Origin of the sequence: Acinetobacter pittii ATCC 19004 = CIP 70.29 (assembly GCF_000369045.1) — a bacterium.
GTDB classification, from domain to species: Bacteria; Pseudomonadota; Gammaproteobacteria; order Pseudomonadales; family Moraxellaceae; genus Acinetobacter; species Acinetobacter pittii.
Genome location: NZ_KB849786.1, coordinates 927,348 through 943,401 on the forward strand (window position 1 = coordinate 927,348; position 16,054 = coordinate 943,401).

Annotated in this window: 22 protein-coding genes and 1 pseudogene; 18 read left to right on the forward strand and 5 right to left on the reverse strand. The window is 32.8% G+C overall.

Features of this window, described 5'->3' with window-relative positions; genetic code table 11:
- The first annotated feature begins 145 nt into the window (after nucleotides 1–145).
- From tolA to F928_RS08520, 8 genes are all read left to right on the forward strand, one after another.
- The gene (gene tolA / locus F928_RS08485; RefSeq protein WP_005073742.1) at nucleotides 146–520 is read left to right on the forward strand and encodes a TonB C-terminal domain-containing protein; all 375 of its coding nucleotides are present in this window, start codon (nucleotides 146–148) and stop codon (nucleotides 518–520) included.
- A gap of 300 nt (nucleotides 521–820) precedes the next feature.
- On the forward strand, nucleotides 821–1,090 hold the full coding sequence (locus F928_RS08490) for a hypothetical protein (protein ID WP_005073744.1): 270 nt from the start codon (nucleotides 821–823) through the stop codon (nucleotides 1,088–1,090).
- A gap of 290 nt (nucleotides 1,091–1,380) precedes the next feature.
- Nucleotides 1,381–1,839, forward strand: coding sequence for a hypothetical protein (locus F928_RS08495; RefSeq protein WP_005073746.1), 459 nt, complete (start codon nucleotides 1,381–1,383; stop codon nucleotides 1,837–1,839).
- A 177-nt stretch (nucleotides 1,840–2,016) separates the two neighbouring features.
- Nucleotides 2,017–2,217, forward strand: a complete 201-nt coding sequence (locus F928_RS08500) for a hypothetical protein (RefSeq protein ID WP_005073749.1) — start codon at nucleotides 2,017–2,019, stop codon at nucleotides 2,215–2,217.
- A 177-nt stretch (nucleotides 2,218–2,394) separates the two neighbouring features.
- On the forward strand, nucleotides 2,395–2,967 hold the full coding sequence (locus F928_RS08505; protein WP_005073750.1) for a lysozyme: 573 nt from the start codon (nucleotides 2,395–2,397) through the stop codon (nucleotides 2,965–2,967).
- Nucleotides 2,968–3,533: 566 nt separating this feature from the next.
- A complete protein-coding gene (locus F928_RS08510; protein WP_005073752.1) occupies nucleotides 3,534–3,776 on the forward strand; it encodes a hypothetical protein in 243 nt (80 codons plus the stop codon).
- A gap of 183 nt (nucleotides 3,777–3,959) precedes the next feature.
- Nucleotides 3,960–5,066, forward strand: coding sequence for a minor capsid protein (locus tag F928_RS08515; protein WP_005073753.1), 1,107 nt, complete (start codon nucleotides 3,960–3,962; stop codon nucleotides 5,064–5,066).
- A gap of 160 nt (nucleotides 5,067–5,226) precedes the next feature.
- Complete coding sequence (locus F928_RS08520) at nucleotides 5,227–5,490, forward strand: hypothetical protein (RefSeq protein WP_005073756.1); 264 nt, start codon at nucleotides 5,227–5,229, stop codon at nucleotides 5,488–5,490.
- A 56-nt stretch (nucleotides 5,491–5,546) separates the two neighbouring features.
- Here F928_RS08520 and F928_RS08525 read toward each other — a convergent pair whose 3' ends face one another.
- Nucleotides 5,547–6,401: a DMT family transporter gene (locus tag F928_RS08525; protein ID WP_005073759.1), complete on the reverse strand. Its 855-nt coding sequence runs from the start codon at nucleotides 6,399–6,401 to the stop codon at nucleotides 5,547–5,549.
- Nucleotides 6,402–6,623: 222 nt separating this feature from the next.
- On the opposite strand from F928_RS08525, the gene dgdR reads away from it, so the two are divergent.
- From dgdR to F928_RS08545, 4 genes are all read left to right on the forward strand, one after another.
- On the forward strand, nucleotides 6,624–7,493 hold the full coding sequence (gene dgdR / locus F928_RS08530; RefSeq protein WP_005073761.1) for a LysR family transcriptional regulator: 870 nt from the start codon (nucleotides 6,624–6,626) through the stop codon (nucleotides 7,491–7,493).
- Between the two features lie 189 nt (nucleotides 7,494–7,682).
- Nucleotides 7,683–7,814: a hypothetical protein gene (locus tag F928_RS08535; protein ID WP_002114618.1), complete on the forward strand. Its 132-nt coding sequence runs from the start codon at nucleotides 7,683–7,685 to the stop codon at nucleotides 7,812–7,814.
- Nucleotides 7,815–8,088: 274 nt separating this feature from the next.
- Nucleotides 8,089–8,376 carry a hypothetical protein gene (locus F928_RS08540; protein WP_002114606.1) on the forward strand — a complete coding sequence of 96 codons (288 nt, stop codon included), beginning with the start codon at nucleotides 8,089–8,091 and terminating at the stop codon, nucleotides 8,374–8,376.
- Nucleotides 8,377–8,624: 248 nt separating this feature from the next.
- Nucleotides 8,625–8,987: a NirD/YgiW/YdeI family stress tolerance protein gene (locus F928_RS08545; RefSeq protein ID WP_005073765.1), complete on the forward strand. Its 363-nt coding sequence runs from the start codon at nucleotides 8,625–8,627 to the stop codon at nucleotides 8,985–8,987.
- Between the two features lie 91 nt (nucleotides 8,988–9,078).
- Here the strand turns inward: F928_RS08545 and yhbS are convergent, their stop codons facing one another.
- Nucleotides 9,079–9,585 (reverse strand): GNAT family N-acetyltransferase, encoded by a 507-nt coding sequence (yhbS, locus tag F928_RS08550; RefSeq protein ID WP_005073769.1) that lies wholly within the window; start codon nucleotides 9,583–9,585, stop codon nucleotides 9,079–9,081.
- Nucleotides 9,586–9,639: 54 nt separating this feature from the next.
- Here yhbS and F928_RS22345 point away from each other — a divergent pair.
- Both F928_RS22345 and F928_RS08555 read left to right on the forward strand, forming a co-directional pair.
- Nucleotides 9,640–9,756: pseudogene (locus F928_RS22345) on the forward strand (hypothetical protein).
- Nucleotides 9,757–9,793: 37 nt separating this feature from the next.
- Nucleotides 9,794–10,228 carry a hypothetical protein gene (locus tag F928_RS08555; RefSeq protein ID WP_005073772.1) on the forward strand — a complete coding sequence of 145 codons (435 nt, stop codon included), beginning with the start codon at nucleotides 9,794–9,796 and terminating at the stop codon, nucleotides 10,226–10,228.
- Nucleotides 10,229–10,289: 61 nt separating this feature from the next.
- On the opposite strand, the gene ydiF is transcribed toward F928_RS08555, so the two are convergent.
- A complete protein-coding gene (gene ydiF, locus F928_RS08560; protein WP_005073775.1) occupies nucleotides 10,290–11,873 on the reverse strand; it encodes an ATP-binding cassette domain-containing protein in 1,584 nt (527 codons plus the stop codon).
- A gap of 262 nt (nucleotides 11,874–12,135) precedes the next feature.
- Nucleotides 12,136–12,579 (reverse strand): universal stress protein, encoded by a 444-nt coding sequence (locus F928_RS08565; protein WP_005073779.1) that lies wholly within the window; start codon nucleotides 12,577–12,579, stop codon nucleotides 12,136–12,138.
- A gap of 290 nt (nucleotides 12,580–12,869) precedes the next feature.
- Here F928_RS08565 and F928_RS08570 point away from each other — a divergent pair, with 290 nt between their 5' ends.
- The 3 genes from F928_RS08570 to F928_RS08580 all read left to right on the forward strand — a co-directional run bounded on the left by F928_RS08570 (nucleotide 12,870) and on the right by F928_RS08580 (nucleotide 14,157).
- Complete coding sequence (locus tag F928_RS08570) at nucleotides 12,870–13,097, forward strand: hypothetical protein (RefSeq protein WP_002115208.1); 228 nt, start codon at nucleotides 12,870–12,872, stop codon at nucleotides 13,095–13,097.
- A 175-nt stretch (nucleotides 13,098–13,272) separates the two neighbouring features.
- On the forward strand, nucleotides 13,273–13,446 hold the full coding sequence (locus tag F928_RS08575; RefSeq protein WP_005068723.1) for a hypothetical protein: 174 nt from the start codon (nucleotides 13,273–13,275) through the stop codon (nucleotides 13,444–13,446).
- Nucleotides 13,447–13,713: 267 nt separating this feature from the next.
- Nucleotides 13,714–14,157: an RDD family protein gene (locus F928_RS08580; protein WP_005073782.1), complete on the forward strand. Its 444-nt coding sequence runs from the start codon at nucleotides 13,714–13,716 to the stop codon at nucleotides 14,155–14,157.
- Between the two features lie 60 nt (nucleotides 14,158–14,217).
- Here F928_RS08580 and F928_RS08585 read toward each other — a convergent pair whose 3' ends face one another.
- A complete protein-coding gene (locus tag F928_RS08585; RefSeq protein ID WP_005073788.1) occupies nucleotides 14,218–15,393 on the reverse strand; it encodes a benzoate/H(+) symporter BenE family transporter in 1,176 nt (391 codons plus the stop codon).
- A gap of 186 nt (nucleotides 15,394–15,579) precedes the next feature.
- Between F928_RS08585 and F928_RS08590 the strand changes: the two genes are divergently transcribed.
- Nucleotides 15,580–16,053, forward strand: a complete 474-nt coding sequence (locus F928_RS08590) for an Lrp/AsnC family transcriptional regulator (RefSeq protein ID WP_002115169.1) — start codon at nucleotides 15,580–15,582, stop codon at nucleotides 16,051–16,053.
- Nucleotide 16,054: the final 1 nt, after the last annotated feature.

Genomic DNA, 16,054 nt, shown 5'->3' on the forward strand with positions numbered 1-16,054 from the left:
AATAAAATATTAACTAAAAAGGACGGAGCAAAGGTGGCTTAACACCTTTGCTAACTCATAATAATCAATGATTAATACAACCTTTTGGGTGGTTTTTTAAATTTTAAACTGTTAAATTTTAGTTATTGAAAACAAGGTATTTTAAATGAAAAACTTCACTATTGTTGCTTCTTTATTTTTATTAGTTGGGTGTGCTACAGGTCACAAACAAGTCACTCCTACGCAAGTGGCTGATAATAAAATTATTTCAGAGGCTGAAAAATATAAAAAACAATACCAAAAGAAAATTTATAAAACCTGGGATATTCCCAAGTCTTCTACAGGTATGAGTGCAAGTGTTAAAGTCTTTTTAACGGACACTGGCGAAATTGAGCAAATTATCTTTTTAGATAAAGAAGAGCAAAAATTTAAAACAAGTATTGAAAAAGCTATCTGGCGTTCTAGTCCATTTGTTTTACCCTCTAATCCGGAGGTAAGAAAGCAAGCAAGAAAATTCAATATTAAGTTTCAGGTAAAATAAATCAGTTCTTTTTAAATACTAAGAACAAATTTAGAATTTCTTGAGGAAAATTAAATTTGTTCTTTATTGATTTTAATATTGAAATAGTGAATTAATGTAGAACAAAAAGCCTTGATAGAAAAAAATTCTTATTTGAAAGAGAAAAAATTCATTTTATATAGAAATAATAAATTCTATGATAAATTAAAAAAATATAAAAATTTGTTACATTAATATCAAAAGGTAACATAAACAGAACTTTAAAAGAATGAAAAATTATTATAGAAAATAAATAATTTCATAAGAGTTGTAAGTAAAAATATGAGTGAAGTAAAAAAGCCTCATACTGAAAGTAAAGCAACGAAAGTTGTAGCGTGGTGTCTAATTATATTTGGAATTGTTTTAGGAATAGCCTTTATTTTGTCATATGGGCAAGTTGAAACTAGAAATGATAATTTAGATATTATTCGAGTGTGGTCTACACAAATGATCACAGTTGGTCTTTTTATTATATTTAATGGTTTGCTGTTCGGTTATTTACTTTTAAAAATTAGTAGTATTTTGAACCACCTTGAAAATAATAAAAGCTAGAAATTCTTTGAATAAATTCAGTTCAAATATTAAATAGAGCTAAGATTTTATTTAAAGCACTTCTCAATGATATGAAAAATTGAAAGAAAATTTTTCAAAATCTTCTTGTATATAGATTATTTGTGTTAATTACTTCACATTTTTAAATGTTTTTGATGTTTAATTGACGATTAAATTTCAAAAACCTTGTATTTCTTACATTTAGTTTATGAGTTTTACCCTATCTTACAAAAAAAAATAATAGTTTAAAGAAGTATATAAATATACGCATGAGAAGATAGGAGGTTAAGATGCCAAAATATCTAGCAATAGCAGATAAGGTTTATAAAAAAATTAAAAATGACAACTTGTTTTCTGATGATGTAATAGAAAATTTAAATTGTTTGGTTGGGCTTATTCGTAATGCGATAAAAGGTACTGAATTCAAATTAAAGTATAATTTTATTAATTTTGAAGACTGCTTAACCAAGCCTATCGAGCAATGCTCGGTAAAAATTGATTTTAGTCTTATACCTAAGTTTGATAATGAAGGTGAGTTTATTTTATGGCTTGCAGGTTTTATTGAAAGAATCACTGATGGAGGTAAAGCTAAATTTCCTCCTATTTCTCAGTTGGTCCCTCAAGGCTTTAGTATGGTAAACGAAAATATTCCAGTAACTACTTTACCTGTAAAAGAAGAAAATGCAGAAATGATTGTTAATTATTTTAAATCAGATGATTATATTAAAAATAATAAACTACCTTCTTAAAATATATAAGCCAATTATCCGTAACAATTTATAGCTTAGTAACCGCCTTCGAGGGCGGTTTTCTTTGTTATATGTATCTTAAAGTGTCTGTTACATAAATGATGATTGTTTCATGTTGAATGTATCAGTTAATTATTTGAGCATGAAATGACACAAATGAAGTAAAGGATAAATCTCATGATAGATGAAGAAAAACCCTTAAATTTTGATGATGATGAAGAGCCTCTTGATTTTGCAGATGAAGAATTCATCGATGATAAAAAAGAGGATGAGTTGTATAACACTATTACCAAAGATGGCTCTAGTGTCGATCCAGCAGATGATGGTGAGCGGCATATTCGACCTGAAGATGGCGATCCTATAGAAGTCGAAGAATAATCTATAGCCCAATTTTATATTGGGCATTTTAATTTCTAGCGTATTTGGTTGAACAACAACAAACTCTAGATATTATTCAAAAATTATCATTAATGAATTAAAAAATGAGAGCTAGGCAAGAAGTTTAGAGATATGAGGTTGTATGTTTCTAGAACAAGTAATATGACAGAGGATTAGATGCAAAAAATATTGGATTATCTTTGCAAGCTTTTTACTACTCAGTCTCGGTCACGTGCCGCTACAAATAGCTCGATTGCTACAGCAACAGACAATGGCGATCAGGAAATTGGTTTTGCGGTAGATGAGATGTCTCTGAGTCAGGAAGGGGTAAACCATATTTGTAATTTTGAAGGATTAAGACTCAGTGCTTATGATGATGGCGTAGGTGTCTGGAGCATTGGTTATGGCACAACCAGATACCCAAATGGTTTGAACGTTCAAAAAGGTGACACATGTACTCTTGAGCAGGCCAAAGTATATATGCAGCATGATTTGAAAATATTTGAGCGTGCAGTCAATGGCGCTGTAAAAGTTCCTTTAACGCAAAATCAATTCGACGCATTAGTCTCACTAAGTTATAACATCGGGGCAGGAGCCTTTAAAAAGTCGACCTTATTAAAAAAATTAAATTCAGGTGATTACAAAGGGGCCGCAAACCAATTTGATGTATGGATAAACGCAGGCGGTAAGCGTTTGGCTGGATTGGTTAGACGCCGTGCTATTGAAAAGAAATTGTTTTTAGGATCATAGTCTTTTTAATTTTTATAGGGTTTTATCAGAAAAGCTATTCCGATCTTTATAAAATCTAGGCATAAAAAAGCCTGATGCTACGAATCAGGCTTCAGTATTCATCAACAATAGGAGTTGGTGAACAAGACCAATCTAACAGACCTGCTCAGTAAAGGCAAACCGAGGGCTGAATTGCTGAGTCAGATAAAAGTAATTTTTCCAAATCATACGCATTAAAAAAGCCCTTGCTCGAAAGCGAAGGGCTTAGTCATTCATTGATCTACCAATGAACTATATAAGGCTCATCTCATACTCAGGTCAGTATATCTGAAATTGGAGCAACAGAGAAGGAAAGGGTAAAAATACCTTTCTTATTCTACCTAAACTTAATTTATTCAAGCATGTAGTAAGTTACATCATTGGTAAATCAAGACACAAAACTTGCACTTTGCATTTTTATGGATGTGGTATTTGTGTAGGTTCTGATTGGCTTAGGAAATAAAACAATAGCTATCTTTTAAAGGTTCAATATAAAGTTTTGAACATATTGAAGACATCAGGAGCCAGATATAAGCAAGGAAGTAAATATGAATTTAATTAGATTAGAAGAATTATCATTGATGAGTAATGCGGTTTTAACACCTCAATTAAACAATTGGCCATGTATACAATCACCAAATTTAGAAGATACTGATTGTCAGAAGCATAGAGATAGTTTTTCCGAACAATCTGATAAAAAATTTCATAAAGAATGGCGAAAACAACAAAAGAAAATACTTAAAAATATTCCGAGTAATGCTGTTTTACTCAGCATTAAAGAGATTGTGTAGTTAGATACGAGACAAGTTTATAAAGATATAAATTACAAGGATAAGCTGTTAGCTAAATAACTTTACGTAGGTACACTTGTTAGTCATAACTTATTCTAGAGATATTAATAATAAGCAAATTAGATAAAGTAAGACAAACAAATAGAAAATAATAAAAAGGGCAATTCTGTAGAGGTAATTTTTATGGTTAATCTTCATCAGAAATCACTTTTTGATGTTCTGACTCAACATCAAGCTTATCTATACCGAGCATCTTCAAGATCGGTTAATGAACTTCTTAATTTGTTTAATTCCGAAACAGTTAACATGCTTACTAAACTAAGTAACTTGTTAGATGAGCTAAGTGAAAAGGAAAAAACCGCATTGGCGGGTGGGCTTTACTCAACAGCCACATTAAAAGAGATACGTGCACTGATTTCTCAGTGGTTTAATACTACTAACGATATGCTCATTGAAACTTTTACCATCTCTGCTGTGGCATTGGCTGTCTATGAAGTCAGATATATGTCAAAAATTTTTGGTGGCAAACATAAAGAATTAAAAGGTGAACAGCTCTATAAAGCTGCTAAACGTGTTCCTTTAGCAGGTGGAGCATTGGTGGATGAGTTACTTTCTACAATTGCAGAGGTCGCCCGTCAAAGAGTGGAGTATGCAATTCGGGATGGCCTCAATACTGGAGCGACGAATCAACAAATTATTCAAAGGATTCTAGGGACTAAACGCCTTAAATATGAAGATGGACTACTAAATAGCTCTAAGATTGATATTGAACGAACTGTGCGTACGATTCGAAGTCATATATCCAATCAGGCCTATTTAAACAGCTATAAACATTTAAAGTTTGAATATGTCAGATTTGTAAGTGTTCTTGATGGCAGAACCTCAAAAATATGTGCAGCCCTTGATAGTCGTGTGTGGGATATCAATGATCCTACAAAAAAAGTTCCGCCTTTGCATCCTCATTGCCGCAGTATTCTAGTTCCAACTCATGAAGATGGTCAGCTAGTTGGTAGCCGAGCCTTCATTATGGATGAAAGAAAATTTAGGGATATTCCTAAAAATGAACGTGAACAGTTAATTGGCCAATTAGATGCAAATATGTCATTTAAAGAATTTTTTAAACTAACAGATGATTTCTTTCAAAAAGAGTGGTTAGGGCCTAAAAGATATCAACTATATAAAGAAGGGGAATTTGATTTTGATAAGTTTTTTGATCCAGAAGGACGGTTGTATACACTTGAGGAGCTTAAAGAACTTGACGAACGAGCTTTTAAAGTATTGGGATTGTGAGAGAGTAGAAGTACTAGAAATAGGATTTTTAGCTTAAATAACTTTTTTAGTTTTAACTAAATATACACACTTAAACAATTAGTTGAAAAAAGTTTCCCTAATCTTGTCAGATAGCATGTTAAGTTTTTCTCAATCATAAAAATTTAAAAAGGATGAGAATATGAAATTTTCCTACCAAGATCTTGCTGGAAATAATGTTGAAGTGGAATGTGAAAGTTATATCCATATTCCATCAGGAACGGCTGTAAAATCTACAGAAGCCGGCAATTACCATATTACTGAAAATTTCAGCTTCTATAAAAAAACTCAAGCTGATTCTGTGCCCATCTATCGATTTGCTATTGATCGTAATTCTAATGTTTTTAATAGCGATGAACTGCCAGCATTAGCTCAAATTGGTAAAGATTGGAAAAGTTTAGACTAGTCTTTAACTCAGCATAAAGCCCTCAGTCGAGGGTTTTATAATGTACCTTAAATGAGTTATTTCTTTTTAAATACAAGCGTTAAGCCTATTAAAATTGCAATCATTCCTATTAAGCCTGCAAGCGGCAACTTGTTTTTTAAAATTAAAAAATCTAAAAGTGCAGTAACAACAGGGACTAAATAAAATAGGCTTGTTACATTTACAAGATTGTCCTGATTTAGAAGACGGTAAAGTAAAAGTTGAGCAACCACAGAAATTAAAATTCCAAGAAATAACACCGAAATAATGAGTTGTGAATTCCACGTTATTTCAAAATGTTCAAATGGAACTATAAATAAACAAACTACAAGGCTAACTACATATTGGAGCGGTAAAACATCTGTAGGGGCTTGTTGAATGTTTTTTTGCATGATGGCACCAAAAGTGATACAGATCAGTGCTGCTAAGGCAAAGAATATTCCGATTGGAGCGATAAAAGACATAGTTAAGCTTTTCCACACTAAAAGTATGAGTCCGGCTAAAGCAATCAATAGACCTAATAATCTCTCTTTTTGTAAATTCTTTTCTAAAAGACAAAGCGTCAAGATTGGCTGTATTCCCATGATTGTGGCCATTAAACCAGGGGTGACTCCGTGAGCCATGGCTTTAAAATAACAAATTGAATAACCTGCAATAATCAGTAGTCCAGTTAATAAAACTTGCTTTCGAGTTCCATACTTAGGTAAAAGTCTTTTTCTAAAAATAGCAATTAACAACAGAATAAACAAAGCTGTGGCAAAACGCAGAATTAATAATGCTATAGGTGAGGCACTGTCGAGCCCCCATCGAGTAAAAATCGCAGCACTTCCCCACAGTAAAACGAAAGTGGATGTCGCACTTTGTGACGCAAGCAACTGTTTATTTAGGCGCATAAAACCTCCTCCTAGTGCGTAATACCTAAGAAATACGAAGTGATAAAATGGTTATTAAGGACAGTGATTAACGAGTTATTCAGTTGTTAATCAATTCATCGTTAGGGACGTTAAAAATAAATTTTTTTAACTTCTTATAAGCTCAGTATGAAAGAGACAATAACTAAAGAAAAGCGCATAATTCTTTTATATACTATTTGAAAATCGAATAGATAAATTCTAATGACTTTAAAAAATTTACAGATTGATTGGCTAAAGTGTTTTGTCACCGTAGTAGATACGGGCTCGTTATCAAACGCAGCACCGGAGTTATATCGATCACAGTCAGCGGTTAGCATGCAATTAAAAAAACTTGAAGAAGCACTACATTGCCAACTTTTAATACGAACGCACCGACAAATTGAATTAACGTCTCAAGGACAGCTACTTTTAGGTTATGCGCGCCGTATTCTTGACTTACATGCAGAAGCCCAAATGGCATTTCACGGAGATGAGCTGAAGGGGCGTATACGCCTTGGGGTGCCCGATGATTATGCTGCAAAATATTTAACGCCTGTACTTAAGCGTTTTGCTCCACGTTATGGAGGTGTTGAAATTGAATTAATTTGCGAGCAGTCTACTTCGTTAATACCACGGGTAGAAACTGGGGATATAGACTTGGCATTAATTTCGAGAGATAACGCTCGTCAAGGAACACTTTTATTTCATGAACCAATGGTGTGGGTAGGCTCTCCACAGTTTGAACTCTGGCGAGAAGATCCACTCCCAATTGCAGTTTATGAAAGTACTAGTCAAGCCAAAAAGAGCGCTATTAATTCATTGGCCTTACAGGGACGCCGTTATCGGGTGGTATACAACAGTTCAAGTTTAGCTGGTCAAATTGCAGCGGTGGAAAGTGGTTTAGCAATTGCTGTGTTCACACAGTGTAGTGCGCCTGAGCATTTAACTATTTTAAGTGCTGATCATGGCCTAGGACCTTTAGAACCTATGGAGGTCGCTGTTTATCGGAGTCGGGCATCTTTGGAGTCTAAAGCTGTAGATCACTTATATGACTTACTCCTCAAAACGCTCAGGCATTCAGTTAATATTTAATTTAAGTTTATGTTAGGTGCTCGGCTTTGAACTTGTTGAGTTAAATTTAAATGAGCGCTTAAAGTCAAAACTAAATAGCTTTACATTTTTGCGCTAAATCTACAAAAAAGCCTAGAAACCTATGCTGATCGTAAAACTAATAAAAAGTATTTATTAACTCATCAATCTAAACAATTCATGAGGTGAAACATGACAAAAATTATAGCGACCTTGGGTTTAGCCGCCTTTATTTCTTTGAGTGTGAGTGCTTGCCAAGGTGAAAACGACACAAAACAGCAAGATAAAACCACAACTCCTCATTCAATGGATAAAGATTCATAATCTAGTTGAATGCTCAAAGCCCATCGTAAGATGGGTTTTTTTATATCTTTTTATTTTTGTCTTAAAGCGTGATTTGTAACACAAAATATTTATTTTTAATGGTGCTGTTCAAAATATGTTGACTAATACACTTGGTTTTAAATATATTTAAATTAGAAACTCATTATTTTAAATAGAACTCTATATTTAAAATAAATTGGTTCAAATATCCTCAGATCAGAAATTTAACCTTTAAGTTTGATTATAAAAATATTAACTAATCAAGGAGGTAAGTATGGACGCTAAATTTCATTCTGAAAATGAATATGGTTTTATTTTAAATATATTGAACAACTATGTTGTTATAAAGAAGACATTAAAAGATGATCATTATCCTTATGATTCATTTGGTTATCTTCTTGCTCTTTATCAACCACTAAAAGTCTATATTCCTCAGCTTCCACATCCAAAAATTTATATTGAGGTTGGTGGAATTTCTTATGACAGAATGATTGTTATGCAAACCGAGGACGAGACAGAAGCCATAAATATTTTATTGAGTTTAGGACAACTTGTTGCCTAACAATGAAATGATATTTAAATGCTGAGTTTAATTTACTTAAGAAAAAGCTTTCTTAAGTAAATTCACGAAAAAAATAAAGGCCATAAAATAGTTGTTGGAAAAGAGAACTTAAAGAAATTTTTTAATGTTACTATTTATTCTCATTAAACAAAGAACTTAATAAGATACAAAAAGCCACAAAAGCTAAATCTATAACTTTAAAAGAATTTGTTTATATAACTAAGAATATTAAAAAGTAGGTAATCGTCATGAAAAAAATACTTTTAACAGCATTGGCTGGATTTGCTTTATTAGGAAGTAGTGCTGTGATAGCTAAACCAGATGCTGCTTTATTAAACGAAGCAACAAAAAATGTAGTCACAGTGTCCAAAGTAAAAACTTTGGCTGATGAATCTGGAGTAACTTTAACTGGTACGATCGTAAAGCATATTGCTGGGGATCATTTTGAGTTAAAAGACGCTACGGGTTCAATCATAATTGATATCGATGATGACTTATGGAAACCTCTTGAACTAAAAGCAGGGGATAAAGTACGTGTCGTTGGTGAGGTAGATAAGCATAGAGTTAAGCCTACCGATATTGAAGTTTTCCAAATTGAGCGTGTTAAATAAAAGCTAATATTTTAAGTAAATATTGTTCAAAACCAATGAAAAAGAAAACTCCTATTTTTAGGAGTTTTCTTTTGGAGATAGTAAGTTTTTATTATTGCGTCGCATTAAAAGCCTCATGGTATTTGACATTTGCTTTTGGAATATTGCCCGAGAAAGTTAGAGCCTGAAAATATTCACTTGGTACATCAGGCAAAATTAGCTCAGGATAATTTTTAAAACCAAATCGGCTGTAATAATTTGGATCACCTAATAAAACACATCCTTGAGCGCCAAGTTGTTTTAATTTTTCTAGTGATTCCTTCATCAGAAGGGAACCAACACCACATCCTTGTTTATTTGGATGAACCGAGAGAGGACCTAAACCATACCAACCTATTTTGCCTGAGCTAATCTCAACCGGAGAAATAGCAATATGTCCAATAATAGACTCATCTTCAATTGCAACTAGAGAAATAGTAAGTTGTCCGTGATCTCTTAGACTATTAACAATAAAATGCTCGGTATGACTTGTGTGCTCAGCATTTTGAAAAGCTGCTTTTGTCAATTCTTCAATGGCTTCAATATCTTCGGCTTGCTCATCACGAATAATAATATTCATTAAAAATTCTTCCAGACTTATAGATTATCCATATACTTTAACTTTTAAATAATTATTGAAAAGAAAGATAATTTAGATTTCTAAGATACTTTATTTGTTACTGGTTATAAAAAGCAACTACTACTCATCAAACTCATACATAAAGTAAAATTTTATAAAAATCATTTTTAATATAATCACTTTAAAAATAATTTCGAGGGTCAATAAATTGAGAAAAATCATTAAAACATTATTACTATCTACGCTTATTTCAGCTACTTCGTTCACTATCTATGCCAAAAATACTGAGCAAAAAGTTAATTTTTTACAAAGTTCACCACATACCACTTTAACTGGAAAATTTCAGGGCTACGATGATGTAAGATATAGAATTTATGCAAAAAAAGGCCAAATATTAAAATTTGATATCAATAGTCTGGGGAATTTAGCCTACATTAATATTTTTGCACCTGGTAAAAAACCAGGTAAAGATAATGCATTATTGATTGGCTCAACCATAGGTTTTAAAGGAGAGCTTACTTTACCAACCGATGGTGATTATATTATTCAGGTTTATCAAATGCGTAATAGTGCTCGTAAAAATAAAACTGTCAAATATAATCTAGATCTCAAATTATTAAATAACGTAAAAAATAATAACTGATGGAATTTACTAGCTCTCAAATGAGAACTAGTAAATTTGAAAATTGGTATATTACTAACGATTACGTTAAGGAAAATGACTCATGAATGCCCGAGTTTTCAACAAACAGTTGATCGTGTGAAACGAGCAATATCGCACCTTCATAACTTTGAAGAGCATTAGCAAGTAACTCTCTAGATTCTATATCCAAGTGATTTTCTGGTTCATCTAATAACAGAAGTTCAGGTGCAGGGTTTAACTGGCTAAGAGCTAATAAAGCTACTTTTAATTTTTCACCACCACTTAAATGAGACAATAGTTGGGTACCTTTATCCCCACGAATTCGAAGTTGACCTAGCAAATTTCTCCATTCGAGTTCTGAAAGTTCATTATTCATGTGAGATAAATTTTCAATAACAGTCATTTCATCACACAAAAAGCTAAAGTTCTGGTCGAGATAGAAACACTCTACAGATAAGTGAATGCTGTCACAGGGTTGATTGCTTTGTGCATGAATTACCTTAAGTAAAGTTGATTTTCCAATACCATTTTGTCCTGTTATGTGAATTTTTTGAGCTGCTTGTACAGCTAGATCGATGGGTTTTTGAGTACCATGTTTCAGTTTCAATTTTTTAATCCGCAGAATTTCACCAGATTTCTTATGAAAAGACGGGAAGAAAAACTGTTGAGGTTTAACCGTTTCGAGAAGCAATTTCTTATCTTTTAAATCATTTTGACTGTTCGAAATCTGACGTTGGTGTTGAGACTGTATAGCAGCAATGCTTTGGCCTGCTTGTTCCTTTTTAAAGTCGAGCAAAATCTTGGCTTGAGAATTTGATTCTCTTAATTTATTGCCAGCACGCTCTCGTTTTTGAGCTTTCATTAATACATCATGTTGCTTTTGCTTCATGTGCTTAACTTCACGTTGGCTCTGTTGAATAGATTGCTCTAGAGCTGCAATATTGGTTTGATACTGCCCATAAAATTTTTCATAATTTCCGGTGGTGTGATGTAGACCATGTTCATTTAAATGATAAATATAGTCGACTTCATTTAATAAAGTCCGATCATGGCTAATGATAAGACTACCTGCCGGGTGTTTTTTTAAATGATCGATTAACCATTCTCTAGATTCCTGATCTAGATGATTACTAGGCTCATCAAGTAATAGATAGTGATCTGATTTTAAAAATAAACAGCTTAGAGCCAATTTGGTTTTTTGACCTTCACTTAAATTTTTAACTGGGAAATCTAAATCTGTTGGTAGACCAGCAGATTCTAAGAGGTTGTTCCATAAAGTGGGCAGGTCCCATTTACCTTCCAATAAATCATAATCATCGAAGTCGGCATTACCTTGTTCAACTCTTTTAAAAGCATCGTAAATATCTAAGATATCTAAGGCTTCAGCAATCGTCAGTGCTGTCAAACGATGCAATTGAGGTAAATACGCATGTTTTACATGCCAGGATATTTGCCCTGATTTAACAACTGAATCTAATGCAAGCGTCTCATTTAAAAATTGCATAAGCAAAGATTTGCCTTGGCCATTACGACCAATTAGGGCAGATACCTGATTCGATTCAAGACTAAAATTTAGATGCTTAAACATTACCTTTGAAGGGAACTCTAAGGTAAGTTGCGATATTACACATGCCTGCTGAGTCATAAAAAAACCTCATAAATACAGGATGTACAAAATAGGAGAATGATAATTTTTAATAGAGACAGTAAATCACAAAAAATAGTCTATTTTGCACATCAAAAAAAGAAAAAATTGATGAGAAAAAAGACTTACTTCATTGGCGTGACTCATGAAATTGATGGAATAGTGAACTATTCTATAGAGTTTTTTAGTGGGTGTAAAATTTCTATAAGTTATTTTATTAAAAAACCCAATCATTGGATTGGGTTTTTGTCTTTCAAGAATTTTACTCTTTTACAACTAAAACTTGAATCTTGGTGCTATTTAAAACATCTTGAGCAAAACTTCCCAAAATTAGTTTTTGGAAACCTTTACGGCCATGTGAACCAATCACAATCAAATCAGAACCTAAGTCTTCTACGGCTTTCAAAATACCATCTGAAGAAATTTCACCTTGGATGATTTGAGTTTCTGCATCAATGCCTTCTTCAGCACATAAAGCTTTAACTTTTGCGAGAGTTTTTTCTGCATTGGCACGTGCTTCAACAAAATAATCTTTTACAACAGGTGAGATGTAATAAAAATCTACGCCACTAAAAGGATCTACCGCAACCAAACTAATGGCGGTCAATTTACTACCAAATGCTTTTGCAATGTGAGCTGCTTGTCGAGCTGCTGCTAAAGAAATGTCAGAACCATCTACTGGTACAATAATATGTTGGTAATTCATAATGTTATTCCTCTTATTAACAATTGTTATATGTATGAAGCTTTTATTAATTAAAGATTAACATATTTCATTCTGTGGAGAAATCTATTCAATTAAAAGTAATTGAAATTAAATAAATTATATATAAATCAAATAATTGAATTGATTGCTTTGCTGATTTTGAACTGATAAGTAAGCTGTAGACCAATAATTGTTAATATTTACATGAAAATTACAAAAAATTACGGTTCATATTTCTGTCATAAAGAAGCCGTATAACAAAATAGTAAATTAAAGGGGGGCTAAGAAAGATGGCAGATTTAACAGCAAAGAAAGTCAATAAACTCATTGAAGAGTTTAGTCAAACAGGTAAAGAACCTCAAAAGTTAATCATTGGCTACAAAACTTATGCAAGACTGATGACTGAAGATAAATTTGCAGAAAAAGTTGTTCCTTCACTAGAAGACTCAAAAGAACGCTTATATAAAAACTTAAAAATTAAACTTGTGACTGAAAAACATTATTTTGAAATTAAATAAAACTTATGTGAACTTCATCACTCTCTATTAAACTAAATTAACATTAAATAAGTTTAATAACATTATTAATGTATGATGATACAAAATAATAGTGTAATCAACATTTAAAAACGGCAATCGTTTATAAACTCGATAGAATAAATTGCTTTTATTTTAAGTAGTGGAATAAATTGAAATGCCAACAATCAGTGTAATTATTTTTTATATTTTAGCTATATTAGGCGGTATAACAATTGTTTATGGATTAATCAGTTTAAGTGTTTTTTTAATTACAATCGGATTGGCTCTATTATTTGCAGCACTTTTATTAAAAAAAGAATTTAAAATAGATATTTTATTTTGGCAATAAATGTAATATTTATTTGTAAGTTAATTTATTTATAAACGTATTTCGATATAACTGACATAAAAAAATGTCAGTTTTTAAAAGATTAAATTAAATTTTTGTAGAGATATGTGGTTAATGATGTTTTTTGATCAAAATAATTACAATAAAATATAAAAGTAAGAAATTTAAAATTTATTTAAGTATTTAAAAATAAAAAAGTTTCAATTAGGATAAAAGTAAAGTAGTAAGACCATTTTAGCTATTAAACAATAACAAAGTGAGGTAGGCATGACTTATAAGTATGAGTATGCAGGGTTCTGGTTAAGATTTGGCGCAATGATTATTGATAGTCTTATTCTTTGTTTAGCAATTATTCCAGCCGCATGGATTTTTTATCGGGGAGATTACGACTTAGTATTTGCTACAGGCTTAAGTAGTCAGCCACAAAATTATTGGTTTGACCTGATTGTGAACTACGCATTTCCTTTTTTATATTCAGTTTTATGTTGGTTGTATTTTGCAGGTACACCTGGCAAACGTTTGATGCGCTTAAAAGTTTTAGATGAAAAAACAGGTAATAAGCTCACAGTCATGCAGAGCATTATTCGATATATTGGCTATATTCCATCAATTTTAGTATTTGGTATTGGTCTTTTTTGGGTGGCATTTGACGCTAAAAAACAAGGCTGGCACGACAAAATGGCAAAAACAGTCGTAGTAAGAGAGTTATAAGAAACTATACTAAAAAGCGTTCATAGCATTGAAAATAGGGAGCTATGAACGCTTTTTTTATTAGCTTTTTTTGGCTTTAAATTTGAGAACAACAAATACAATAATTCCGACCACCAATCCCCAAAATGCTGAGCCGATTCCGAAGAATTGAATACCCGAAGCGCTACATAAAAAGGTAAATAATGCAGCTTCACGCTCTTCAATTTGAGCAAAAGCAATCGCAATGTTGTGGCTGATCGTACCAAGTAATGCAATACCCGCTAAAGCTACAATAAAAATATGAGGGAAAGACATCAATAAACTTGTGAGTGTTGCAGCAAACAAACCCATTAAGATGTAGAAAAAACCGCAGCTTATACCTGCAATATAGCGTTTGCTTGGGTCAGGATGAACTTGGTCGTCTAAGCTTACGGCAGCACTAATCGCAGCAATATTTACGCTATAACAGCCAAACGGTGCAAGCACAACTTGGGTTAAACCTGTCCAGCCAATGAGTTGATTCACCTGTGGTTTGTAGCCATAACTTTTGATCATGGCAATGCCCGGTAAATATTGAGAAGCCATACTAATCACAAACAGTGGCAGTGCTAAGCCCAAAAGTGCTGACCAGCTAAAGTCAGGACTAATCCAAACAGGTTTTGCTAAAGACCACTGAATTGTAGGCATATGAAATTCTAAAAAGACAGGACACAGGGCAATACCTGCAATTACGGTAAATACAATGCTATAACGTGGCCATAATCTTTTTGTAATGACATAAATGCTAAGTAAGGACAAAACAAATACCCAATCATTTTGTAAACTTGCGAAAAGTGTAATACCAAATTTGAGTAGGACGCCTGCCAGCATGGCACTTGTTAAACTTTGAGGAATGTATGACAGCGCTTTTTGAAAAATACCTGAAAAGCCTAAAATCGCAGTGAGTAAACCACCAACTAAAAAAGCACCAATCGCTTCATTTAAACTATATCCACTACCTGTTGCCATAATTAAAGCAAGACCTGCGGTTGACCACGCCGTCGCTACAGGATATTTAAATTTCCAAGAAAGAATGAGTCCTGATAAGCCAATACCCAAACCCAAAGCCCAAAACCATGAAGTGATTTGTTCAGGTGAAGCACCTAAAGCTTGAGCCGCCTGAATCACTAAAACGGCCGAAACACTAATACCAATGAGAAAGGTAATAAAACCAGCAAATACTGCTGGAATTGAAAAATCTTGAAGAATTTTTTGCATGATACGTGTTCTAAATCCAAGAAAAATTAATAGGCTTCTGCCATTGCTTCCAGTTGGGGTGAATTTAACAATTTTTTTTAAGAAGGTGCTTTCTATTTTTAGGTTAAAAAATAAATAATATTTTTAAATTCTTAAATAATGCTATTATTCGTTCCATAAATAACAATGAATCAAGGATATTATTTTATGGACGAGAAAGCTGAAAATTTAACTCCACTAGAACTGAAAATTATGCGTGCCTTACAGGAAAATGGGCGTTTAAGTAATGCTGAATTGGCAAAACTAGTAGGTATTAGTACATCATCTTGTTGGAATCATACTCAGCGCCTTTTTAAGATTGGAGCAATCTTGGATGTCCGTGCTCGGATCAATCCCAATACGGTTCAACGTGGTACTGTGGTGTTAGTCGGTGTAGTTTTGGATCGTTCAACCCCTGATAGCTTTCAAGCATTTGAACAAGCGTCGGGTGATTTGGAAAATGTTTTAGAGTGTTATCTGGTGGCGGGAGAAGTCGATTATTTTCTAAAAATTCGTGTTAAAGATTTAGCAGCGTTTAACCGATTTCATAGTGAAAAGATTATTGCCTTACCCGGAGTAAGACAAGTCAGAACTTTTTTTGTACTTAATGAAGTTAAAACAGATGGCATGCTGGACTTTTAGC

Excerpts from the sequence above, each read along its gene's own strand:
- tolA (WP_005073742.1), top strand. The coding sequence starts at position 146 with ATGAAAAACTTCACTATTGTTGCTTCTTTATTTTTATTAGTTGGGTGT.
- F928_RS08490 (WP_005073744.1), top strand. The coding sequence starts at position 821 with ATGAGTGAAGTAAAAAAGCCTCATACTGAAAGTAAAGCAACGAAAGTT.
- F928_RS08495 (WP_005073746.1), top strand. The coding sequence starts at position 1,381 with ATGCCAAAATATCTAGCAATAGCAGATAAGGTTTATAAAAAAATTAAA.
- F928_RS08500 (WP_005073749.1), top strand. The coding sequence starts at position 2,017 with ATGATAGATGAAGAAAAACCCTTAAATTTTGATGATGATGAAGAGCCT.
- F928_RS08505 (WP_005073750.1), top strand. The coding sequence starts at position 2,395 with ATGCAAAAAATATTGGATTATCTTTGCAAGCTTTTTACTACTCAGTCT.
- F928_RS08510 (WP_005073752.1), top strand. The coding sequence starts at position 3,534 with ATGAATTTAATTAGATTAGAAGAATTATCATTGATGAGTAATGCGGTT.
- F928_RS08515 (WP_005073753.1), top strand. The coding sequence starts at position 3,960 with ATGGTTAATCTTCATCAGAAATCACTTTTTGATGTTCTGACTCAACAT.
- F928_RS08520 (WP_005073756.1), top strand. The coding sequence starts at position 5,227 with ATGAAATTTTCCTACCAAGATCTTGCTGGAAATAATGTTGAAGTGGAA.
- F928_RS08525 (WP_005073759.1), bottom strand. The coding sequence starts at position 6,401 with ATGCGCCTAAATAAACAGTTGCTTGCGTCACAAAGTGCGACATCCACT.
- dgdR (WP_005073761.1), top strand. The coding sequence starts at position 6,624 with ATGACTTTAAAAAATTTACAGATTGATTGGCTAAAGTGTTTTGTCACC.
- F928_RS08535 (WP_002114618.1), top strand. The coding sequence starts at position 7,683 with ATGACAAAAATTATAGCGACCTTGGGTTTAGCCGCCTTTATTTCTTTG.
- F928_RS08540 (WP_002114606.1), top strand. The coding sequence starts at position 8,089 with ATGGACGCTAAATTTCATTCTGAAAATGAATATGGTTTTATTTTAAAT.
- F928_RS08545 (WP_005073765.1), top strand. The coding sequence starts at position 8,625 with ATGAAAAAAATACTTTTAACAGCATTGGCTGGATTTGCTTTATTAGGA.
- yhbS (WP_005073769.1), bottom strand. The coding sequence starts at position 9,585 with ATGAATATTATTATTCGTGATGAGCAAGCCGAAGATATTGAAGCCATT.
- ydiF (WP_005073775.1), bottom strand. The coding sequence starts at position 11,873 with ATGACTCAGCAGGCATGTGTAATATCGCAACTTACCTTAGAGTTCCCT.
- F928_RS08565 (WP_005073779.1), bottom strand. The coding sequence starts at position 12,579 with ATGAATTACCAACATATTATTGTACCAGTAGATGGTTCTGACATTTCT.
- F928_RS08570 (WP_002115208.1), top strand. The coding sequence starts at position 12,870 with ATGGCAGATTTAACAGCAAAGAAAGTCAATAAACTCATTGAAGAGTTT.
- F928_RS08575 (WP_005068723.1), top strand. The coding sequence starts at position 13,273 with ATGCCAACAATCAGTGTAATTATTTTTTATATTTTAGCTATATTAGGC.
- F928_RS08580 (WP_005073782.1), top strand. The coding sequence starts at position 13,714 with ATGACTTATAAGTATGAGTATGCAGGGTTCTGGTTAAGATTTGGCGCA.
- F928_RS08585 (WP_005073788.1), bottom strand. The coding sequence starts at position 15,393 with ATGCAAAAAATTCTTCAAGATTTTTCAATTCCAGCAGTATTTGCTGGT.
- F928_RS08590 (WP_002115169.1), top strand. The coding sequence starts at position 15,580 with ATGGACGAGAAAGCTGAAAATTTAACTCCACTAGAACTGAAAATTATG.